This window comes from Gordonia sp. GONU, assembly GCF_024733855.1.
In the GTDB taxonomy this organism is placed as follows: Bacteria; Actinomycetota; Actinomycetes; order Mycobacteriales; family Mycobacteriaceae; genus Gordonia; species Gordonia amicalis.
In genome coordinates, this window is record NZ_JANRHB010000007.1 from 38,935 (window position 1) to 58,982 (window position 20,048).

Below are 20,048 nucleotides of genomic sequence, written 5' to 3' on the forward strand. Positions count from 1 at the left end.
GCTCGGTCGTCACCGGTGAATCCGCCCGGGCAGGGCGTTGATCGAGTCGACGAACAACGCCGGACGCTGGCGATGGATGTCGTGCCCGGCCGGGATGTGGTCGACGAGTAGGCAATCCGGCATCAGGACGTGGGCCCGGCGCGCGTCGTCGTCGGTCATCGCACCCAGCAGGACACCGTCCTGTACGTGCACGGTGGCGTGCAGCAGGGTCACCGGCACGCGGACTCTCGCGAGGGTCTCGGCCTGGTCGAATCCCTCGAACCACGTGCCGTCGTAGAACATCTCGCCGTAGCGCAGGTCGTAGTCGCCGGTGCCGTCCTGCAGGCATGCCGTGAGGTCGAGGGCGCGGTTCAGCGTCGGCGGCAGCCACCAGAGTCGTGGGATGCGGCGCGGATCGCGGTCGAGCCGGCGTTCGACCGGGTCGCGGACCAGTCGTGTCCAGCCCTTGTCGCCGAACAGCGCTCGCAGGTGGCTGTGGCGCACCCAGTGGCGCGTCCAGGTCATCTCGGCTTCCCGCGGTGCGGTCAGGAAGTCGTGCATGGGCCGGAAGCCGTCCCGCCACGCGAACGTGGCGGGAGCGCGGTCGGGTTCGGTCGCGAAGAACGGCGCGTCCTCGATGAGGACAGCGCGGACGAGGGCGGGGCAGTCGGCTGCGAGACGTGCGGCGAGCAGCCCGCCCGACGAATGCCCGGCAACCACCGCGGGCGAGCCGATCACCGTGTCGACGAACCAGCCGAGTGCGGCGGTCTGTCGGAGCGCCGGATACCACGCCGGATCCTTGGCGGAGCCGCCGTGGCCGAAACAGTCCACGGCGAAGACATGCCAGTCCTCCGACAGTGCGCCGAGCACGGCCGCATAGTCGCTCCACGAGACCTGCTGTCCGGGGATCAGGAGCAGCGGCTCGCCGCCCGGTGGGCCCTCGCCGTAGCTGATCACCGCGCCGCCGGGCATGGTGACCGACCGTGGGATCACACCGCTGGATGCGAGGAGGGACGACTCCCGGCGGTCGTAGGTGCGATTTCGGGTGACGTACCCGGCGACGGCCGTGACACCCAGACCGACCGCGCCCGCGACACCGGCACGACGCACCGCTGCCGTTCGGTGGGTGTTCACCCGCCGAACGGCCCCTGTCCGCGGCGCTTGAGATAGCGCTCGAACTCGGCGGCGAGTGCGTCGCCGTCGATCTTCGCCATCACCTCGTCGGGATCCATCTCGGCGTCGCCGCGTTCCTCGAGCCCCCGGACGTAGTCGGCGATCTCCTCGTCGTCCTCGGTCATCTCGGTGACCGCCCGTTCCCATTCCTCGGCCTGCTCGGGCAGCGTGCCGAGCGGGACCTCGATGTCGAGGACCTCCTCGACGCGCGTCAGGAGCGCCACGGTGGCCTTCGGGTTGGGCGGGGTCGACACGTAGTGCGGCACCGCGGCCCAGAAGGACACGGCGGGCAGGCCCGCCTGCACGAAGAGGTCTTGCAGCACGCCGGTGATGCCGGTGGGGCCTTCGTATCGGCTCTCGGTGAGGTTGTACCGGGCCGCCGACTCGCTGCTGTAGGCAGTTCCGGTGACGGGCACCGGGCGGGTGTGCGGGGTGTCGGCGAGCAGCGCGCCCAGCATGACGGTGGTCTCGACCTCGAGCTCCTGGGCGAGTTCGACGATCTCGGCGCAGAACGCACGCCACCGCATGTTCGGTTCGATGCCGCGGACCAGCACGATGTCGCGGTCGGCACCGCGCGGGCTGCAGTACGAGATCGACGTCGTCGGCCATTCGATGCGCCGCGTCACACCGTCGATCTGCTTGACAGTGGGACGGTTGACCTGGAAGTCGTAGTATTCGTCAGAGTCGATGTCGGCGAGCGGACGAGCATCCCACTCGAGGGCGAGATGCTCGACGGCACTGCTGGCGGCGTCCCCGGCGTCGTTCCAGCCCTCGAAGGCCGCGAGCAGAATGGGTCTGCGCAGCTGGGGAAGGTTCGACATCTGCTCAGCGTTCACCGAACCAGCCTACGACCGAACACGCAGAGAGGGCGAACTACGCTGTCAACCATGTCCTTCGAATATCCCGGTGATCGCGGCCACAAACCGCGCGACTTCGACACGACCTTCCTGTCGGCGATGTCGCGGCGGGTGCTGATCGGCGACGGGGCGATGGGCACGATGCTCCAGGCCGCGGATCTCACCCTCGACGACTTCCGCAACCTCGAAGGTTGCAACGAGATCCTCAACGACACGCGGCCCGACGTCCTCGAAGGAATCCACCGCGCCTACTTCGAGGCCGGCGCCGACGCCGTCGAGACCAACACCTTCGGCTGCAACCTCTCGAACCTCGGTGACTACGACATCGCCGACCGCATCCGCGAGCTGGCCTACAAGGGCACCGCGATCGCGCGGGGGGTGGCCGACGAGATGGGGCCGTCCGCCGACGGCACCGGACGGTACGTGCTCGGCTCGATGGGTCCCGGGACCAAGTTGCCGAGCCTCGGGCACACGACGTTCGCGGTGATCCGCGACGCCTACCAGGAATGTGTCATCGGCATGCTCGAGGGCGGCGCCGACGCGGTGCTCATCGAGACCTCTCAAGACCTGCTGCAGGTGAAGGCCGCCGTGATCGCGGCCCAGCGGGCCATGGATCAGGTCGGTCGCCGGATCCCGATCATCAGCCACGTCACGGTCGAGACCACCGGCACGATGCTGCTCGGTTCGGAGATCGGTGCCGCGCTGGCCGCCATCGAGCCGCTCGGCGTCGACCTCATCGGCCTGAACTGTGCCACCGGTCCGGCCGAGATGAGCGAGCACCTGCGCTACCTGTCGAAGCATGCGCGCATCCCGGTGTCGGTGATGCCGAACGCCGGTCTGCCCGTCCTCGGCGCCAACGGTGCCGAGTACCCGCTGACACCGGAGGAGCTGGCCGAGTCGATGGCCCAGTTCGTCGGCGAGTTCGGTCTGTCCTTCGTGGGCGGCTGCTGCGGTACGACGCCGGAGCACATCCGCCAGGTCGCCGCGGCCGTGGCGGAGGTCACCCCCGCGACCCGTACCCCGGAGCACGAGTCGGAGACGTCGTCGCTGTACACCGCGGTGCCCTTCGATCAGGACGCAAGCTTCCTGGTCATCGGCGAGCGCACGAACACGAACGGCTCCAAGGCATTCCGAGAGGCGATGATCGCCGAGGACTACCAGAAGTGCCTTGACATCGCCAAGGACCAGACGCGCGACGGTGCGCACATGCTCGACCTCAACGTCGACTACGTGGGTCGTGACGGTGCTGCGGACATGACTGCGCTGGCGAGCCGCTTCGCGACATCGTCGACGCTGCCGATCATGCTCGACTCGACCGAGCCGGAGGTCATCCGCGCCGGACTCGAGGCCCTCGGTGGCCGTTGCGCGGTGAACTCGGTGAACTACGAGGACGGCGACGGACCGGACTCGCGCTTCAACAAGATCATGCGGCTCGTCGTCGAGCACGGTGCGGCCGTCGTCGCCCTGACCATCGACGAGGAGGGTCAGGCGCGTACCGCGGACTGGAAGGTCCGTGTCGCCGAGCGTCTCATCGACGACATCACCGGCAACTGGGGCCTGGCCGAAGAAGACATCATCATCGACGCCCTGACCTTCCCGATCTCCACGGGTCAGGAAGAGGTCCGACGCGACGGCATCGAGACCATCGAGGCCATCCGCCGGTTGCACGAGTCGCACCCGGATGTGCACTTCACGCTGGGCATCTCGAACATCTCCTTCGGTCTGAACCCGGCCGCTCGGCAGGTGCTGAACTCGGTGTTCCTGCACGAGTGCGTGCAGGCCGGCCTCGACACCGCCATCGTGCACGCGTCGAAGATCCTGCCGATGGCGCGTATCCCGGAGGAGCATCGTGAGATCGCGCTGGATCTGGTCTACGACCGCCGACGCGAGGGCTATGACCCGTTGCAGAAGCTGATGGAGCTCTTCGAGGGTGTGTCGGCCGCATCGGCTCGCGAGTCGCGTGCCCAGGAGCTCGCGAAGCTGCCGCTGTTCGAGCGGCTGGAACGGCGCATCGTCGACGGTGAGCGCAACGGGCTGACCGACGATCTCGACGAGGCGATGACCCAGGTCCCGCCGCTGTCGATCATCAACGACACGCTGCTGTCGGGAATGAAGACCGTCGGCGAACTGTTCGGCTCGGGCCAGATGCAGCTGCCGTTCGTGCTGCAGTCCGCCGAGGTCATGAAAGCCGCTGTGGCACACCTCGAACCGCACATGGAGTCGACGGGTGAGGACGGCAAGGGCCGCATCGTGCTGGCGACCGTCAAGGGCGACGTGCACGACATCGGCAAGAACCTCGTCGACATCATCCTGTCCAACAACGGATACGAGGTCGTCAACATCGGCATCAAGCAGCCGATCGCGACCATTCTCGAGGTCGCCGGGGACAAGAGAGCCGACGTCATCGGCATGTCGGGTCTGCTCGTGAAGTCGACCGTGGTCATGAAGGAGAACCTCGAGGAGATCAACACCCGGGGTCTCGCCGAGGAGTACCCGGTGCTGCTCGGTGGTGCGGCGCTGACGCGTTCGTACGTCGAGAACGACCTGTCGGATGTCTACGAGGGTGACGTGCACTATGCGCGTGACGCGTTTGAGGGTCTGCGACTGATGGACGACATCATGGCCCGAAAGCGCGGCGGGGGCCCGGACCCGGACAGCGACGAGGCGAAGGCCGAGGCGGCCAAGACCGCCGAGCGTAAAGCCCGCCACGAACGGTCCAAGCGCATCGCCGCGAAGCGCAAGGCCGCCGAGGTGCCGGTCGAGGTGCCGGCACGTTCGGATGTGGCTTCCGACAACGAGATCCCCACCCCGCCGTTCTGGGGTTCGCGCATCGTCAAGGGGGTGCCGATCGCCGACTATCTGCAGTTGCTCGACGAGCGCGCGCTGTTCCTCGGCCAGTGGGGTCTGCGCGGTGCCCGCGGTGGCGACGGCCCGTCGTATGAGGAGCTCGTCGAGACCGAGGGACGTCCGCGTCTGCGCTACTGGATCGACCGGCTCTCGACCGAGAACATCCTACAGCACGCAGCGGTTGTGTACGGCTACTATCCGGCGGTCAGCGAGGGCGACACGGTGCACGTGCTCACCGAGCCGGACCCCGACGCGCCGGTGCGGTTCAGCTTCTCGTTCCCGCGCCAGCAGCGGTCGAGGTTCCTGTGCATCGCCGACTTCATCCAGTCACGCGAGGCCGCGAAGGCGGCGGGCCGGGTCGACGTCATGCCGTTCCAGCTCGTCACGATGGGGCAGCCGATCGCCGACTTCGCGAACAAGCTGTTCGCCGAGGACGCCTACCGCGACTACCTCGAGGTCCACGGCATCGGTGTGCAGTTGACCGAGGCGCTGGCCGAGTACTGGCATCAGCGCGTGCGCAGCGAGCTGAAGTTCGGTGACCGGTCGATGGACAGCGAGGATCCCGAGCACGCTCAGGGCTTCTTCGACCTCGAATACCGCGGTGCGCGTTTCTCCTTCGGTTACGGCGCCTGCCCGGATCTCGAGGACCGCGCGAAGATGATCGAGCTGCTCGAGCCGGAGCGGATCGGCGTTCAGCTGTCGGAGGAGCTGCAGCTCCATCCGGAGCAGTCCACCGACGCGTTCGTGCTGCATCATCCGGAAGCCAAGTACTTCAACACCTGACGGGACGGTGGTCATGGGCGAGTCGGGAGTGATCGAACGGTCGCAGGGGCCGGTCCGGATCATCGGGATCGATCGCCCCGACCGCCGTAACGCTGTCGACCGCGCGACCGCCGACGCCCTGGCCGACGCATTCCGGCGGTTCGACGCCGACGACGCGGTGTCGGTGGCCGTACTCCACGGCGAAGGCGGGACCTTCTGTGCGGGCGCCGATCTCAAGGCCATCGCCGACGGCACGCCCAACCGGGTGGAGTTCGACGGTGACGGTCCGATGGGGCCGACCCGGTTGCGGTTGTCCAAGCCGGTGATCGCGGCGATCTCCGGTCACGCCGTCGCCGGTGGTCTCGAACTCGCACTCTGGGCCGACCTGCGCGTCGTCGAGGAGGATGCCGTGTTCGGCGTCTTCTGCCGTCGCTGGGGCGTCCCGCTGATCGACGGTGGGACGGTGCGGCTTCCGCGGTTGATCGGGGAGAGTCGGGCGATGGACCTTATCCTCACCGGGCGCCCGGTGGCCGCCGACGAGGCCCTGCAGATCGGACTCGCGAATCGAGTGGTCCCGTCGGGTACCGCTCTCGACGCCGCCGTCGAGCTCGCGACCGAGATCGCCGGGTTGCCGCAGACGTGCCTGCGTCACGACCGGATGTCCGTGCTCGAGCAGAACGGCCTGGACAACGACGCCGCGTTGATGAACGAACTGCAACACGGCATGGTGTCCCTGGCAGCCGACACCGTCGCCGGCGCAACCCGATTCGCCGGTGGAGCGGGCCGTCACGGTGAGGGCGTCGGGAACTGATCTCAGATCCGTATGACGTTGTGCCCGGATTCCGGGCACAAGATCATACGGTCGTCAACCCGCCAGCACTTTCGTCAACTGCGGCACGATCTGCTTCTTCCGTGACACGATGCCCTTGCCGAAGGCGTGTCCGTCGGCGACGGTGATTCCGAGGGCGCGCTCGACGGCCTCCACAGGTTCGCCGACCACCAGAAGGTCTGAGTCGCAGGCGATCACGTCGGTGATGAGCAACAGGAAGAGGTCGTAGCCAGCAGTCTTCTTCTCGGCAGTCATGGCCTCGAAGAACTCGTCTCGGCGGGCGAGGACGGCGTCGGAGTCGACGGTCGTCAGCTGCGCGACGCGAACACTGTTGGATCCCATCGAGAAGGTCTTGGCGTCGAGGCCGATGATCGTCGACGCCGGTTTGTCGCCCACTTCTGTTCCCGCACGGAGCAATTGGTTTCCGTATTCGTCGAGATCGACGCCGGCGATGGTGGCGAGTTCCTCGGCAGCGATGCGGTCGGAGTCGGTGGTGGTGGGGGAGTTGAGCAGCAGGGTGTCGGAGATGATCGCCGACAACATGATCCCGGCGGTGTCGGCGGGGATCTCGACCTCGCTCTCGGCGTACATGCGCGTCAGGATCGAACACGTGCAGCCCACCGGTTCCACCCGCATGTACAGCGGCGCGGCGGTCTCGAAGTTGGCGATGCGGTGATGGTCGATCACTTTCCGGACCGTCACGTCGGCGATGTCGGCGACACTCTGCTGGCGTTCGTTGTGGTCGACGAGCATCACGTCGTGGGGGCTCGCGTGGTCGATGACGCGCGGCGCGTCCAGGCCGAAGTGGTCGAGGGCGAAGGCCGTCTCCGGACCGGGTACGCCGAGGGCGACGGCTTCCGCATCGACGCCGAGAGCCTGTTCGAGGCGCGCCAGCCCGATCGCGGAGCCGATCGCGTCCGTGTCGGGATTGCGGTGTCCGAACACGAGGATCTTCGACATGGCGACTCAGCTTTCGCTCGACGATGCTGCGTCTCAGCCTACGGTGGCGTCACGTCGTGATCTGCCGGACGAGCATCCGTATTCGGTCGGTGTCGTGATCGGGCCGAAGACGACCGCCGCGGCGGAGGGTGGCGAGCCCGTGCAGGGCCGCGAAGACCACCTCGGTGAGGGTGTCGAAATCTTCGTCCTCGCCGAGGGGCTCGACGACCTCACGCAGTTCACCGAAGGCGGCCATCAACTGGGGCGGGGTGTCGGCGGCAGCGAAGTGCAGGGTCGTCGGACGGCTGAACATCGCGTCGTAGACCGCGGGGCTGGTGCGGGCGAAGTCGAGGTATGCCTCTGCGGTTCGTGTGAGAGCCTGCTCGGCGGTCTCCGTACCTGCGCGCGCGTTCCGGATGACGGTGGCAAGTTCTGTGAAGCCCTCGACGGCCACGGCCTCGGCGATGTCCTCCATGCCGGCGAAGTGCTTGTAGATGACCGGTTGGCTGTACTCGATCTCGCTCGAGAGCCGACGGGTGGTGACGGCCTCCCAGCCCTCCGCTTCGGCGATCGAGCGTGCCGTCGTGATGATCAGCTCACGACGCGCCGACCGTTCCCGTTCTCGACGACCTTCGATGACCATGGCTCGACCCTAGCACTGCTAGAAATGCTAGCGGTGCTCTTGACGTTCTCGAACCCCAGGGTTAGCGTTGCTAGCGGGACTACCGAAGGAAGTGTCATGACCATCGAACTCGTCGCCACCGTCGTAGCAGTGGTCGCGCTGCTGGCCACCGCCGTCGTCTACGGCACCGACGTCTTCTGCGCGGTCGTGATGCGGCCGGCGCTGGCGGCGGTCGGCGACCGTGCGCTGACCTCGGTCATCGGCAGGGTTCACCGCTATGGTGACCGTCGGATGCCCGTGCCGGGAGTGCTGGGACTCGTCGCGGCCGCGGTGGTGGCGATCCTCGCAACGGTCGCCACCCGGTGGGTCCAGGCGGTCGCTGCGGCTGCGGCACTCGTCTTCCTGGTGGCGTGGACGGTCATCTACACCCGGGTGAGTGCTCCGATCAACCGGCGTTTCACGGCGGCTGCCGAAGCCGGCGAGACGCCGTCCGATGCTCGTGTGCTGCAGCAGAACTGGGATCGGGTCATCACCGTCAGGGCGACGCTGCAAGGCCTGGCGGTCGTCGGCCTCTCCGTCGCGCTGATCGGCTGAGTGGCGTCGGCCATGATCGTCACCGCCGTCGGATACGCACTCGCCGGACTCATCGCGGTGGCGATCATCGCGATCGGCATCCGATTTCTCGTCGCGCCAGGAGTGGCGGCCGGTGGCTACGGAGTCCCGGCGGAGACCGGCCGACCGGATGTCGATGCCTACCTCGAGGTGAAGGGTCTACGTGACATCCTGTCGGGCCTGGTCGTCGTCATCCTGATGGTCGCCGGCGCGACGCACCTACTCGCGTGGGTGATCCTCGGAGCCACGCTGATACCCGTCGGAGACGCGGTCATCGTCTGGAGACACGGCGGTCCTCGATCCATCGCGCTCGGCGTCCACGGGGGCACCGCGATCGTCATGGTCGTGACGTGCGCACTTCTCGCCGTCGGTTGATTGCCGCCGAATAGTTGTAAATCTACAATCGTTTTATGTCTACGACCGAAGCGGGCACGCAGACCGCGACCGAGATCTGGTTCACGATGAACAGCCTCGTGCGTGACCAGGCCAAACAGTCGCGCGCCCAGATCAGCGAGGTCATCGACATTCCGTTCAGCCGGTTCCGCGCGCTCCGCCGTGTCGCGGTGCGCCCGATGACGCAGCGGGACCTCGCCGAACGGATGGGTGTCGACGCGTCGGCGATGAGCGGGATCGTCAACGACCTCGTCGGCAGAGGACTCGTGACCCGGGAGGCCGACGCCGACGACGGCCGGTGCAAGCGCGTCACGATCACCGACGCCGGACGGCGGGTGGTGGACGAGGTGACCGAGAATCCGGCCACTGCCCCCGACATGTTCGCCGCGCTCGACGACGAGCAGCTCCGGCGACTGGCGGAACTGCTCGACCTCCTCCGTGAGGCGGCCGAGTCGTGAACGCCGCACGGGCCGCCCAGCGCGCCCGCTCGGCCGACGGTGCCCTCACGCGGCGGGACCGGCTCGTCATCCTCGCCACCTGCTGCTTGAGCCTGTTCATCGTCGGATTGGACGTCTCGGCGGTGAACGTCGCCCTACCGTCGATCAGCTCGGACCTCGGTGCCACACCGTCGCAGTTGCAGTGGGTCCTCGACGCGTATGCACTGGTGATCGCCAGCCTGCTGATCTTCGGCGGATCGCTCGGAGATCGCCTGGGTCGCAAGCGGATCTTCCAGGTGGGATTGGTGACCTTCGGTGTCGCCTCCGTGCTGTGCTCGCTGGCGCCCACCCCCGAGGCCCTCATCGGGGCGCGCATGCTGCAGGCCGTCGGCGGGGCGATGCTCAACCCGGTTGCGCTGTCGATCGTCACCAATGTCTTCGTCGACCCACGCGAACGTGCTCAGGCAATCGGATTGTGGGGCACCGCATTCGGATTGAGCTTGGCGTTCGGTCCGGTCGTCGGCGGGGCGCTCGTCTCCGGGATCGGCTGGGAGGCGATCTTCTGGCTCAACGTTCCGGTCTGCCTACTCGCCCTTGGGCTGACGATGCGTTTCGTCCCGGAGTCGAAGGCCGAGCGCTCTCGTCGCGCCGACCCGGTCGGTCAGGTCCTGATCCTGGCCTTCCTGGCCACCCTCACGTTCGCGATCATCGAGGGGCGTCCCCAGGGCTGGACATCACCGGGCGTCCTCGCATGTTTCGTCATCTCCGCCGGTGCACTCGTCGCGATGATCGCGTACGAGAGTCGCCGCACGGAGCCCCTTCTGGACCCACGGTTCTTCCGGAGCGTGCCCTTCTCGAGTGCGGTGGGATGTGCAGTCATCGCCTTCGCCGCCACCGGTGGCTTCCTGTTCCTCAACACCCTGTATCTGCAAGAGGTTCGCGGGATGTCGCCGCTCGACGCGGGACTGATGACCTTGCCGATGGCGGCCGCCTCGGTGGTCTGCGCGCCGATCGCCGGCCGGCTCGTGGGCGATCGGGGAGCCCGGCCGCCGATGGTGATCGGGGGAGCGGCGATGGTGGCGGGCGCCCTGATGCTCACCGGCCTCGGCAACGACACCGCCCTCGTCTACGTCGGCGCGGCATACCTGGTCTTCGGGCTGGGATTCGGGTTCCTCAACGCACCGATCACCAACGGGGCGGTGTCCGGGATGCCCCGTACCCAGGCGGGACTGGCGTCGGCGATGGCGTCCACCGGTCGTCAGGTGGGTACCGCGCTCGGTGTGGCGGGGTTCGGTGCGGTGGCGTTCGCAGGGATCGACGGGACGGTTGCCGACGGGCTCGCCGTCGCCGCCCGTCCGGTCTGGCTGATCATGGCGGTGTGCGGTGCCGCCGTCCTCGTTCTCGCCTTCGTGTCGACCGGTGCCTGGGCTCGCGGCACGGCTGCTCGCACGCGGGAACGGATCGAGTCCACGTCGGGGACCTGGGTGCCCTGAGTCACCCCGGCCGGTGCTGGGTTCCGGATTCGATGGCTGCTGGCGCAACAGTGGCCTGCGAGTCCCACCACTCGGCGATCCGCTGCGCGACGGTGTCGGGGGTGCGGACCCAGCCGACGTGCGTCGTGTTCCCGCCCGCCGGGCAGTGCCCGTCGTCGTAGCGCCAGTGGGAGATCGCCTCCGGTGCGAACGCGGCATCGAACGCCGATGCAGCGCCGTCGGTGACGATCTCGTCGCCGTCGAGCCTGATCGCCAGGGTCGGTGTCCGGATCGACCGGTCGACGGCGAACGGCGCCTGGCCGGTGAGGACCATACGTGCCCACTGCCGCATCAACGTTCGGGCGGCCGGACCGCCGAAACCCGGTCGCGGCCAATGGCCGACGATCGCCGACACCGGCGTGACGGCTCCCGCGATCGCGCCCAGGGCCACACCGCGGATGCCGTAGTGGCGGACCGCAGGCACCGACGCCCCGACCGCGACGATTCCGTCGGGCGTGTGATCCGAGGACTGGGCCACCATCGCCGCCAGCTGAGCGCCGAGACTGTGGCCGATCACGACCACCCGTGTGCCCGGGACGTCGGCGCGTGCGCCGGCGATCGCGTCGGCGAGGTCGGCGGCTTCGTCCTCGTAAGACCAGTCCGCGGTGCGGGAGGGCGGTGCCGAACCTTCTTCGACGCCGCGACGCGCGACGACGCGGACATCGAGGCCGTGTCCGGCGAGCGCCTCCGCCAGTCGTCGGTAGACGCGGGACGGTACGGCCATCGCCGGGGAGATGAGGACGGTGGTGGGCGCAGCGGTGCCGGTCTGGGTCATGACCCAAGACTGACGTCGGGTCGTCGCTGACACCACTACCTACCAGGTAGTGGTTTGACCAGGTCGTGGTTTGACGCGGGCCCGATCCGGATATCGTCCGGGGTGCTGTGATCTGACCACCGACCGAGAGGCGAGTGACTGATGTCCGACGTGACCGATTTCTCCGAGACCTGCGCGCGTCTGGCCGAGGCGATCGTGGAGCAGGGTGTGCACGTCGCAGTCGCCGAGTCGCTGACCGGCGGCAACCTTGCCAGTGAGCTGAGCAAGGCGCCGCAGGCCGGGGACTGGTTCCGGGGCGGCGTCATCGCCTACCACTCGGACGTCAAGTACGGTCTGCTCGAGGTGCCCGAGGGTCCGGTCGTCAGCGAGACGGCGGCGCGCGCGATGGTGGCCACCACGGCGCGGCTCTTCGACGCCGAGATCGTCGTCGCGGTGACCGGTGAAGCGGGTCCGGAACCCGACGAGGCCGCGCCCGGAACCGTCTGGTTCGGCCTCGATCATCGTGGCCGGGTGTCGGCGGTCCGCAAGGAGTTCGACGGCGGGCCCGAAGACGTTCTCGCCCAGACCATCGCGTACTCGCTCGAACTGATCGAGAGCTGTCTACGATGACCCCATGACCGTCGAGGTGGGAACCCTGCTGCAGCAGTGGCGGTCTCGTCGGTCCATCAGTCAGCTCGACCTCGCCTACGAGGTCGGGGTCTCACCCAAACACCTCAGTTTCGTGGAGACGGGTAAGTCGCGCCCGAGTCCGACGCTCCTCCATGCGCTGTCCGAGCGTCTCGACATCCCTCTGCGAGAACGCAATTCGCTTCTACTCGCGGCGGGACACGCTCCTCGCTACAGTGAGGAACCCCTCGATTCGGAGACCATGACCCGCGTGCGTGCCGAGGTCAGACGGTTGCTCGACGCCCACAACCCCAACATGGGGATGGCCTTGGACCGTGCCTGGAACGTGGTGCTGGCCAACGACACCGCGATGCTGCTCCTGGAGATGCTTCCGGCGGAGCTCCAGACCGGGCCGGTCAACCTGTTCCGGGTGTCGCTCCATCCCGACGGGTTCGCGCAAATGACGCGCAACTTCGACGAGTGGGCGGCCTACCTGCTCGACCTGCTTCGTCGGATGGTGCGGATCACCGGTGACGAACGACTCGCCGAACTCGAGCGCGAGGTGTCGTCCTATCCGACGGTCGCCGGCCTGAGCGGGGACGCCGTGTCCCACAGGTCGGGGGAGGCGGGCTCGTTGCTCGTCCCGCTCGAGATCGCGGTCGGCGACCAGATGCTGTCCTTCTTCAGTACGTTGACCACGTTCGGGTCACCACGGGACGTGACGCTCGAGGAGCTGACCATCGAGCTGTTCTATCCGGCCGATGAGCCGACCGAGAAGTGGGTTGCGATGATGCAGGGGTGACCGACACCGCTGATTCCGCACTCCGAGCCGACCCTGCCCTCCGACTCCCGGCCGCCGTCCTCTGGGATATGGACGGCACGTTGCTGGACTCCGAGCCGATCTGGGAGATCGCGATGACCGGCCTGGCGGCACGTCACGGCATGGCGATGACGCCGCAACTGCGGGAATCAACGCTGGGAAATTCGCTTCCCGACGCGTTGGCGAAGCTGCACGACGCCGCCGGGATCCCGCCCGAGGACCGCGACCCCGACGCCGACGGTCGGTGGACGCTCGATCGGGTGACCGAACTCTTCGACGAAGGCCTTCCCTGGCGACCCGGCGCTCTCGAGGCGCTCGATCTTGTCGCCGGCGCCGGTATCCCCATGGCGCTGGTGACCAACACGGTGCGCGAGGCGGCCGAGGTGGCGCTGGACACGATCGGGCGGCATCGTTTCGCCACCACGGTCTGCGGCGACGAGGTGGCCGTCGGCAAACCCGCACCCGATCCGTACCTCCGCGCCGCGGAACTACTGGGTTTCTCGACCGCGCAGTGCTTGGCGGTCGAGGATTCTCCGACCGGTGCCGCGGCTGCCACCGCGGCCGGATGTCCCACGCTCGTCGTGCCGTCGGCCGCCGCCGTACCCACGGGCGCGCTGCGCACCTTCCGCACGTCGTTGGTCGATCTGGCACGGGACGACCTCGCGAGTGCCTGGGCGGGGCTCCGCGGCGCTGTCCGGATGGTCTGACCCCAGGGCAGGGACGTCCCGCTCACATGCAAAAATGTCGGGGTGAAGACCTTCGAGGAGCTGTTCGCCGAACTCAGCGACAAGGCCGAGAACCGCCCCGAGGGGTCGGGCACGGTCGCCGCGCTCGACTCGGGTGTGCACACCCTGGGCAAGAAGATCATCGAGGAGGCGGGCGAGGTATGGCTCGCCGCCGAACACGAGTCCGACGAATCGCTCGGTGAGGAGATCTCCCAGCTCGTCTACTGGCTGCAGGTGATGATGATCAAGCGGGGACTGAAACTGGAGGACGTGTACCGACATCTGTGACCGGACGACCCGGCTTCACAGACCACCACCTCCTGCTCAGCTGAGCGCAACCCCACGAAAAGGACATCGAGATGCTGCGAGTGGCCGTACCCAACAAGGGTGCGCTCTCCGAATCCGCGTCGGCCATCCTCGCCGAGGCCGGCTACCGCAAACGAAGTGACTCCAAGGACCTGACGGTTCTCGACAACAACAACGACGTCGAGTTCTTCTTCCTGCGTCCCAAGGACATCGCCATCTACGTCGGGTCGGGGCGCCTCGACCTCGGCATCACCGGACGCGACCTCGCACGCGACTCGGGGGCCCAGGTCCACGAGCAGCTCGCGATGGGCTTCGGCTCGTCGACCTTCCGCTACGCGGCACCCGCCGACCAGGAGTGGAATGTCACCGACCTCGCCGGCAAGCGCGTCGCGACCTCGTACCCCAACCTGGTACGCGACGACCTCGCCGGCCGCGGCATCACCGCCGACATCATCCGGCTCGACGGCGCGGTCGAGATCTCCATCCAACTCGGTGTGGCCGACGCCATCGCCGACGTCGTCGGTTCCGGACGGACCCTGCGCCAGCACGGACTGGCAGCCTTCGGCGAGTCGCTGTGCGACTCCGAGGCCGTCCTGATCTCCCGTCGCGACGCGGAGCTCACCAAGGCCGAGAAGCAGTTCGTCGCCCGCGTCCAGGGCGTCGTCTTCGGTCAGCAGTACGTGATGATCGACTACGACTGCCCCAAGACGCTTCTCGATCAGGCGTCGGCGATCACCCCGGGTCTCGAGTCGCCGACGGTGGCCCCGATGGCCGACCCCGACTGGGTCGCCGTGCGCGCGATGGTCCCGCGCAAGGATCACCAGAACCTGATGGACGAGCTCTCCGAGCTCGGCGCCAAGGCGATCCTCGCCACCGACATCCGTTCCTGCCGCTTCTAGGCGTCCGGAAACCCACCCTTTATCGCCACATCCACCCCTTGAAAAGTGGTGGATGTGGCGAAAAGCGGTGGGTTTGCGGGTCAGCCCACGGCGTTGAGCATCACTGTCTGCGCCGACCGGCCGATGTAGCCGGACGTGTCGTAGAGGTCGGCGAAGGTGCCGCCGAAGCCGTCCGGACCGGCGACCATGTGCGCGTCGATGCCGACCCACGGTCCGCTCGGCACCCGGGTCAGATGCACGGTCGTGTCCGTGTTCATCCAGGACCAGCGGTCCGGTCGGAGCTGGGTGCCCAGCCCGTTCGCGACGTCGATGACCGTGAAGATCGACTCCAGATCGGAGGTCTTCTCACCCTCGACCAGCGGGATGGCCGGTCGCAGCCAGACCGCGGGCGTCGAGCCGTTCCGGCCCGTGGTCCGCGCCGACTCGACGGTGCCGATGAATCCGAGAGTGCCCCAGTCCACCGCCTCGCCGCTGTCGTCGGGGAATCCGATCTGGCTGGGCAGCTCGTCGGGGAGCGGAGACAGGGGAACGGGACCGTTGGCGATCTCACCGGTGTCCGCGGCGCGGATGCGCCAGCCGACGGAACGGGCTGCCGTCCGGAACGATCCGTCTGGCTGCTGCACGTCGAGTTCGGTCTCGACGAGGCTGATCTGCCGGCCGGGGCGGATCACCCGAGCGTGAATCCGGTTGATGCCCAGCCCTATCGGACCCAGGATCTCGGTCGTCACCCGGGTGAAGTGCTGCGCGGGATCCGGATCGCACCGCAGCAGCGAGCGCATCATCAGCGCCGACGGCGGGCCGCCGTGCTGCATCGTCGGTGACCACACGCTCAGGGTGGCGTCGGTCGGCCGGAAGTATTCATGACGCGCCGACGGGTCGGCGGCCGGGCTGCTGCCGTCTGACGCCGGGGCGTCGACGGGTACGTAGTACGAACTCTCCACGCATCCAGCCTATGTCTGTCGACATAGTCGAGCATTCCGGGGTGTGGTTCAGGACACGAACCCGGGCGGCGGACCCGGGTAGGGCGGGATCTCGCCGCCGAACTCCGGACACCGCGCCTGATGTTCGCAGAACCTGCACAGGCGCGACTTCCGCGGCCGGAAGTCCCCGGAGGCGACGGCGGTGCGGATGGCCTGCCAGATCGCGCGCAACGTCCGCTCGAAGCGGAGGAGCTCGTCATGATCGGGGTGATAGATCAGCTGCTGGCCGTCGGACAGGTACATCAGTTGCAGACGGTTCGGCACGGCGCCCCGCGTCCGCAGGATCGCCAGTGCGTAGAACTTCATCTGGAACAGGGCCTTGGCCTCATAGGCCTCGCCCGGGGAGCGTCCGGTCTTGTAGTCGACGACGCGGATCTCACCGGTCGGTGCGACGTCGATGCGGTCGATGAACCCGCGCATCAGCATGTCGTCGGCCTCGATCTCGACGTGCTCCTCCACCGCGTCGGCGTCGAAGGCGGTCGGGTTCTCCATCGTGTAGTACGTCGCGATGAGCTTGTGCGCGCCGGCGATGAACGCCTCCTGGCCGCCCTCGCCGATCACCCGCGCGAGCTGTGGATCTTCTTCGCACAGGGCCGCCCAGGCGCCCTCGACGAGCAGTTCCGCGGAATCCTGGGTCCGGAGTTCGGCCGGCATGTCGAAGAGATTCTCGAGCGCGGCGTGCACGACGGTGCCCCGCGTCTGTGCGGCGGTGGGAGTCTCCGGGAAGCGGTCGATGGCACGGAAGCGGTAGAGCAGAGGGCACTGTTTGAAGTCCGCCGCCCGCGACGGAGACAACGCGAGCCGGCGTCCGACGATCCCGCGCGTGCTGTCCGACGGGGGCGGTTCCGGCGCGGGGGCCGCGCTGGTCGAGGTGTCGCCGGTGCCGGTCATCGTGCTCACATCTCGCAGGGTAGGCCGCGGCCCCGACACTCTGCCGATCCGACACCCATCTGCGGTCGGGTATCGTCCTCACGGCCCACCGGACTCCCGACCACCACAGTTTCCGCGTACCGCGGGAGGTCGGAGCCGTCCCGTTCACGAGAGGAAGCACCAGTGCCCACCACCGGACCGTTCGCCGTAGGCGACCGGGTTCAGCTGACCGATGCCAAGGGCCGAAAGTTCACGGTGCACCTCGAAGAGGGCAAGCTGTTCCACACCCACCGCGGCGCCATCGCGCACGACGACCTCATCGGCTCGCCCGAGGGCAGCGTCGTCTCGGCCACCAGCGGGACCCAGTACCTCGCACTGCGGCCGCTGCTCGTCGACTACGTGCTCTCCATGCCGCGCGGTGCGCAGGTCATCTACCCCAAGGACGCAGCCCAGATCGTTCTCGAAGGCGACATCTTCCCGGGCGCCCGCGTCCTGGAGGCCGGTGCCGGATCGGGTGCGCTGACCTGCTCGTTGTTGCGTGCCGTGGGTGCCGACGGCGAGGTCAACTCCTACGAGATCCGCGAGGACCACGCCGAGCATGCGATCCGCAACGTCGAGACCTTCTTCGGTGGCCGTCCGGACAACTGGAACATCGTCGTCGACGATCTGGCGAACGTCGATCAGGACGAGCGCTTCGACCGGGTGATCCTCGACATGCTCGCGCCGTGGGAACCTCTCGACGTCGTGCGCACGGTGTTGAAACCAGGCGGAGTCCTGACCATTTATGTGGCAACCGTCACCCAGCTGTCGCGGGTGATCGAAGCACTTCGGGAGCAGGAGTGCTGGACCGAACCGCGCGCTTGGGAGACCCTGCTGCGCGAGTGGTCGGCGGTGGGTCTGGCAGTGCGGCCCGAACACAAAATGCAAGGCCACACCGCGTTTCTCATCACCGCCCGCCGACTCGCCGACGGCACCACCACGTTGCGCCCGCAGCGTCGGCCGACGAAGGGCTGAGTTCGGCCGGTCCGCACCGGCCGCGAGATCGCGATTCCGTTGCGGAGGCGCACATTTAACACACCGTCAACACCGCCATTTGGCGGGTGAAGGGCGATTCTGCGTCCGTGCCGGTAGCGTAGGGATACGGCGCGAGCATTCCGATCGAGGGATCGGGTGATTGCCGGGGAGAGGAGTCAGCAATGACCGAATCTGACCGCCATGACGCCACCGGGGACCGTGCGGTCCCCGAGAGCGCGAGTGCACCCGACGAGGGCTTCACCCCTGCCTACACCCCGCCACTCGCGCGGAGTGGTTCCGAACGCCCGTCGTTCGGACGTCAGGCAGACACCGACAGCCTCCAGGAACGCGTCGACAGCCTCACGGCACGCAACGCGAAGCTGCTCGACACGCTCAAGGAAGCGCGTCAGCAACTCGTCGCCTTGCGCGAGGAGGTGGACCGTCTGGGACAACCACCCAGCGGCTACGGAGTTCTGCTCGAGGTGTACCCCGACGCGACCGTCGACGTGTTCACCTCCGGCCGCAAGATGCGGCTCACCTGCTCGCCGAACATCGACACCGAAACCCTCACCAAGGGGCAGACGCTTCGTCTGAACGAGGCCCTGACCATCGTCGAGGCGGGCGAGTTCGACACGGTCGGCGAGATCAGCACGCTGCGCGAGGTTCTCGGGGACGGCAAGCGGGCGCTGGTCGTCGGGCACGCCGACGAGGAGCGCGTCGTGTGGCTGGCCGAGCCGTTGCTGGGCGAGGTCGACGCGGAGGACGGCAAGCGTCGCAAGCTGCGTCCGGGCGATTCGCTGCTCATCGACACCAAGGCCGGGTTCGCCTTCGAACGGGTGCCCAAGGCCGAGGTCGAGGACCTCGTCCTCGAAGAGGTGCCCGACGTCGGTTACGAGGACATCGGTGGTCTGGGCCGGCAGATCGAGCAGATCCGCGACGCCGTCGAGCTGCCGTTCCTGCACAAGGACCTGTTCCGCGACTACCAGCTGCGACCGCCGAAGGGTGTGCTGCTCTACGGTCCGCCCGGTTGCGGTAAGACGCTCATCGCCAAGGCCGTCGCGAACTCCCTGGCGAAGAAGATCGCGCTGGCTCGCGGCGACGACGCCAAGGAGGCGAAGTCCTACTTCCTGAACATCAAGGGCCCCGAGCTGCTCAACAAGTTCGTCGGTGAGACCGAGCGTCACATCCGGCTGATCTTCCAACGCGCCCGGGAGAAGGCGTCCGAGGGCACCCCGGTCATCGTGTTCTTCGACGAGATGGACTCGATCTTCCGCACCCGCGGATCCGGTGTCTCGTCCGACGTCGAGACCACGGTCGTCCCGCAGCTGCTCAGCGAGATCGACGGTGTCGAAGGCCTCGAGAACGTCATCGTGATCGGTGCGTCGAACCGCGAGGACATGATCGACCCCGCGATCCTGCGTCCCGGCCGCCTCGACGTGAAGATCAAGATCGAGCGTCCCGACGCCGAGTCGGCGATCGACATCTTCTCGAAGTACCTCACCGAGGAACTGCCGATCCACGCCGACGACATCGGCGAGTTCGGCGGCGATCGCACGGCGTGCATCAAGGCGATGATCGAGAAGGTCGTCGAGCGCATGTACGCCGAGAGCGAGGACAACCGGTTCCTCGAGGTCACCTACGCCAACGGCGACAAAGAGATCATGTACTTCAAGGACTTCAACTCGGGCGCGATGATCCAGAACGTCGTCGACCGTGCGAAGAAGTACGCGATCAAGTCGCAGCTCGACTCCGGTGCCCCGGGTCTGCGTGTGCAGCACCTCTTCGATTCGATCCTCGACGAGTTCGCGGAGAACGAAGATCTGCCCAACACCACCAACCCGGACGACTGGGCTCGAATCTCGGGCAAGAAGGGCGAGCGGATCGTCTACATCCGCACGCTGGTCACCGGCAAGTCCTCCGGGGCGAGCCGCGCCATCGACACCGAGACGAACACCGGCCAGTACCTGTAAGACGCGCCTCACCCAACAGACGACCGACTCCCCAAGGGGTCGGTCGTCTGCTGTACAGAACGGCATGAAAACCGTCGTCAAGCACTAAAGTTGGCGGCGAT

The 20,048-nt window shown here is 67.5% G+C and carries 20 protein-coding genes; 13 read left to right on the top strand and 7 right to left on the bottom strand.

The features are described from left to right. Positions 1-9: 9 nt before the first annotated feature. Together NWF34_RS09000 and NWF34_RS09005 are read right to left on the bottom strand one after the other, a co-directional pair. Positions 10-1,113 (bottom strand): alpha/beta fold hydrolase, encoded by a 1,104-nt coding sequence (locus NWF34_RS09000; protein ID WP_258324744.1) that lies wholly within the window; start codon positions 1,111-1,113, stop codon positions 10-12. Beyond that, positions 1,110-1,988, bottom strand: a complete 879-nt coding sequence (locus tag NWF34_RS09005; protein ID WP_006437967.1) for a PAC2 family protein — start codon at positions 1,986-1,988, stop codon at positions 1,110-1,112. Before NWF34_RS09005 ends, NWF34_RS09000 begins: the two co-directional genes overlap by 4 nt. Positions 1,989-2,039: 51 nt before the next feature. Between NWF34_RS09005 and metH the strand changes: the two genes are divergently transcribed. Next, positions 2,040-5,639, top strand: a complete 3,600-nt coding sequence (gene metH, locus NWF34_RS09010; protein WP_258324745.1) for a methionine synthase — start codon at positions 2,040-2,042, stop codon at positions 5,637-5,639. A 13-nt stretch (positions 5,640-5,652) separates the two neighbouring features. Continuing rightward, positions 5,653-6,429 carry a crotonase/enoyl-CoA hydratase family protein gene (locus NWF34_RS09015; RefSeq protein ID WP_258324746.1) on the top strand — a complete coding sequence of 259 codons (777 nt, stop codon included), beginning with the start codon at positions 5,653-5,655 and terminating at the stop codon, positions 6,427-6,429. 54 nt (positions 6,430-6,483) lie between these two features. Here NWF34_RS09015 and NWF34_RS09020 read toward each other — a convergent pair whose 3' ends face one another. Continuing rightward, on the bottom strand, positions 6,484-7,407 hold the full coding sequence (locus NWF34_RS09020; protein WP_258324747.1) for a manganese-dependent inorganic pyrophosphatase: 924 nt from the start codon (positions 7,405-7,407) through the stop codon (positions 6,484-6,486). A gap of 49 nt (positions 7,408-7,456) precedes the next feature. Further along, positions 7,457-8,029 carry a TetR/AcrR family transcriptional regulator gene (locus tag NWF34_RS09025; protein WP_258324748.1) on the bottom strand — a complete coding sequence of 191 codons (573 nt, stop codon included), beginning with the start codon at positions 8,027-8,029 and terminating at the stop codon, positions 7,457-7,459. Between the two features lie 96 nt (positions 8,030-8,125). Between NWF34_RS09025 and NWF34_RS09030 the strand changes: the two genes are divergently transcribed. Genes NWF34_RS09030 through NWF34_RS09045 form a run of 4 tightly spaced genes read left to right on the top strand, consistent with a single transcriptional unit; the run spans position 8,126 to position 10,943 of the window. Then, positions 8,126-8,602, top strand: coding sequence for a DUF1772 domain-containing protein (locus NWF34_RS09030; protein ID WP_258324749.1), 477 nt, complete (start codon positions 8,126-8,128; stop codon positions 8,600-8,602). A 12-nt stretch (positions 8,603-8,614) separates the two neighbouring features. Continuing rightward, positions 8,615-8,995: a DUF4267 domain-containing protein gene (locus tag NWF34_RS09035; protein WP_258324750.1), complete on the top strand. Its 381-nt coding sequence runs from the start codon at positions 8,615-8,617 to the stop codon at positions 8,993-8,995. A gap of 35 nt (positions 8,996-9,030) precedes the next feature. Beyond that, entirely contained in the window at positions 9,031-9,471 is a 441-nt protein-coding gene (locus NWF34_RS09040) for a MarR family winged helix-turn-helix transcriptional regulator (RefSeq protein ID WP_258324751.1), read from the top strand. Next, on the top strand, positions 9,468-10,943 hold the full coding sequence (locus NWF34_RS09045) for an MFS transporter (protein WP_258324752.1): 1,476 nt from the start codon (positions 9,468-9,470) through the stop codon (positions 10,941-10,943). Before NWF34_RS09040 ends, NWF34_RS09045 begins: the two co-directional genes overlap by 4 nt. Before the next feature lies 1 nt (position 10,944). Here NWF34_RS09045 and NWF34_RS09050 read toward each other — a convergent pair whose 3' ends face one another. Further along, on the bottom strand, positions 10,945-11,757 hold the full coding sequence (locus tag NWF34_RS09050; RefSeq protein WP_258324753.1) for an alpha/beta fold hydrolase: 813 nt from the start codon (positions 11,755-11,757) through the stop codon (positions 10,945-10,947). Between the two features lie 141 nt (positions 11,758-11,898). Between NWF34_RS09050 and NWF34_RS09055 the strand changes: the two genes are divergently transcribed. The 5 genes from NWF34_RS09055 (at position 11,899) to hisG (ending at position 15,113) form a co-directional block, all read left to right on the top strand. Next, positions 11,899-12,366 carry a CinA family protein gene (locus tag NWF34_RS09055; protein ID WP_258324754.1) on the top strand — a complete coding sequence of 156 codons (468 nt, stop codon included), beginning with the start codon at positions 11,899-11,901 and terminating at the stop codon, positions 12,364-12,366. A 4-nt stretch (positions 12,367-12,370) separates the two neighbouring features. Continuing rightward, positions 12,371-13,165: a helix-turn-helix transcriptional regulator gene (locus NWF34_RS09060; protein ID WP_258324755.1), complete on the top strand. Its 795-nt coding sequence runs from the start codon at positions 12,371-12,373 to the stop codon at positions 13,163-13,165. Next, entirely contained in the window at positions 13,162-13,890 is a 729-nt protein-coding gene (locus tag NWF34_RS09065; RefSeq protein ID WP_258324756.1) for an HAD family phosphatase, read from the top strand. The genes NWF34_RS09060 and NWF34_RS09065 overlap by 4 nt, the downstream gene beginning before the upstream one ends. 42 nt (positions 13,891-13,932) lie before the next feature. After that, the gene (locus tag NWF34_RS09070; RefSeq protein WP_006437957.1) at positions 13,933-14,196 is read left to right on the top strand and encodes a phosphoribosyl-ATP diphosphatase; all 264 of its coding nucleotides are present in this window, start codon (positions 13,933-13,935) and stop codon (positions 14,194-14,196) included. 71 nt (positions 14,197-14,267) lie between these two features. Continuing rightward, positions 14,268-15,113, top strand: a complete 846-nt coding sequence (hisG, locus tag NWF34_RS09075; protein ID WP_006437956.1) for an ATP phosphoribosyltransferase — start codon at positions 14,268-14,270, stop codon at positions 15,111-15,113. An 80-nt stretch (positions 15,114-15,193) separates the two neighbouring features. On the opposite strand, the gene NWF34_RS09080 is transcribed toward hisG, so the two are convergent. Both NWF34_RS09080 and NWF34_RS09085 read right to left on the bottom strand, forming a co-directional pair. Then, a complete protein-coding gene (locus NWF34_RS09080) occupies positions 15,194-16,054 on the bottom strand; it encodes a thioesterase family protein (protein ID WP_258324758.1) in 861 nt (286 codons plus the stop codon). A gap of 48 nt (positions 16,055-16,102) precedes the next feature. Continuing rightward, a complete protein-coding gene (locus NWF34_RS09085) occupies positions 16,103-16,984 on the bottom strand; it encodes a RecB family exonuclease (RefSeq protein ID WP_096274957.1) in 882 nt (293 codons plus the stop codon). Between the two features lie 162 nt (positions 16,985-17,146). On the opposite strand from NWF34_RS09085, the gene NWF34_RS09090 reads away from it, so the two are divergent. Both NWF34_RS09090 and arc read left to right on the top strand, forming a co-directional pair. Beyond that, positions 17,147-17,977, top strand: coding sequence for a tRNA (adenine-N1)-methyltransferase (locus NWF34_RS09090; RefSeq protein ID WP_006437953.1), 831 nt, complete (start codon positions 17,147-17,149; stop codon positions 17,975-17,977). A 182-nt stretch (positions 17,978-18,159) separates the two neighbouring features. Next, positions 18,160-19,947: a proteasome ATPase gene (gene arc, locus NWF34_RS09095; protein ID WP_005200016.1), complete on the top strand. Its 1,788-nt coding sequence runs from the start codon at positions 18,160-18,162 to the stop codon at positions 19,945-19,947. Positions 19,948-20,048: the final 101 nt, after the last annotated feature.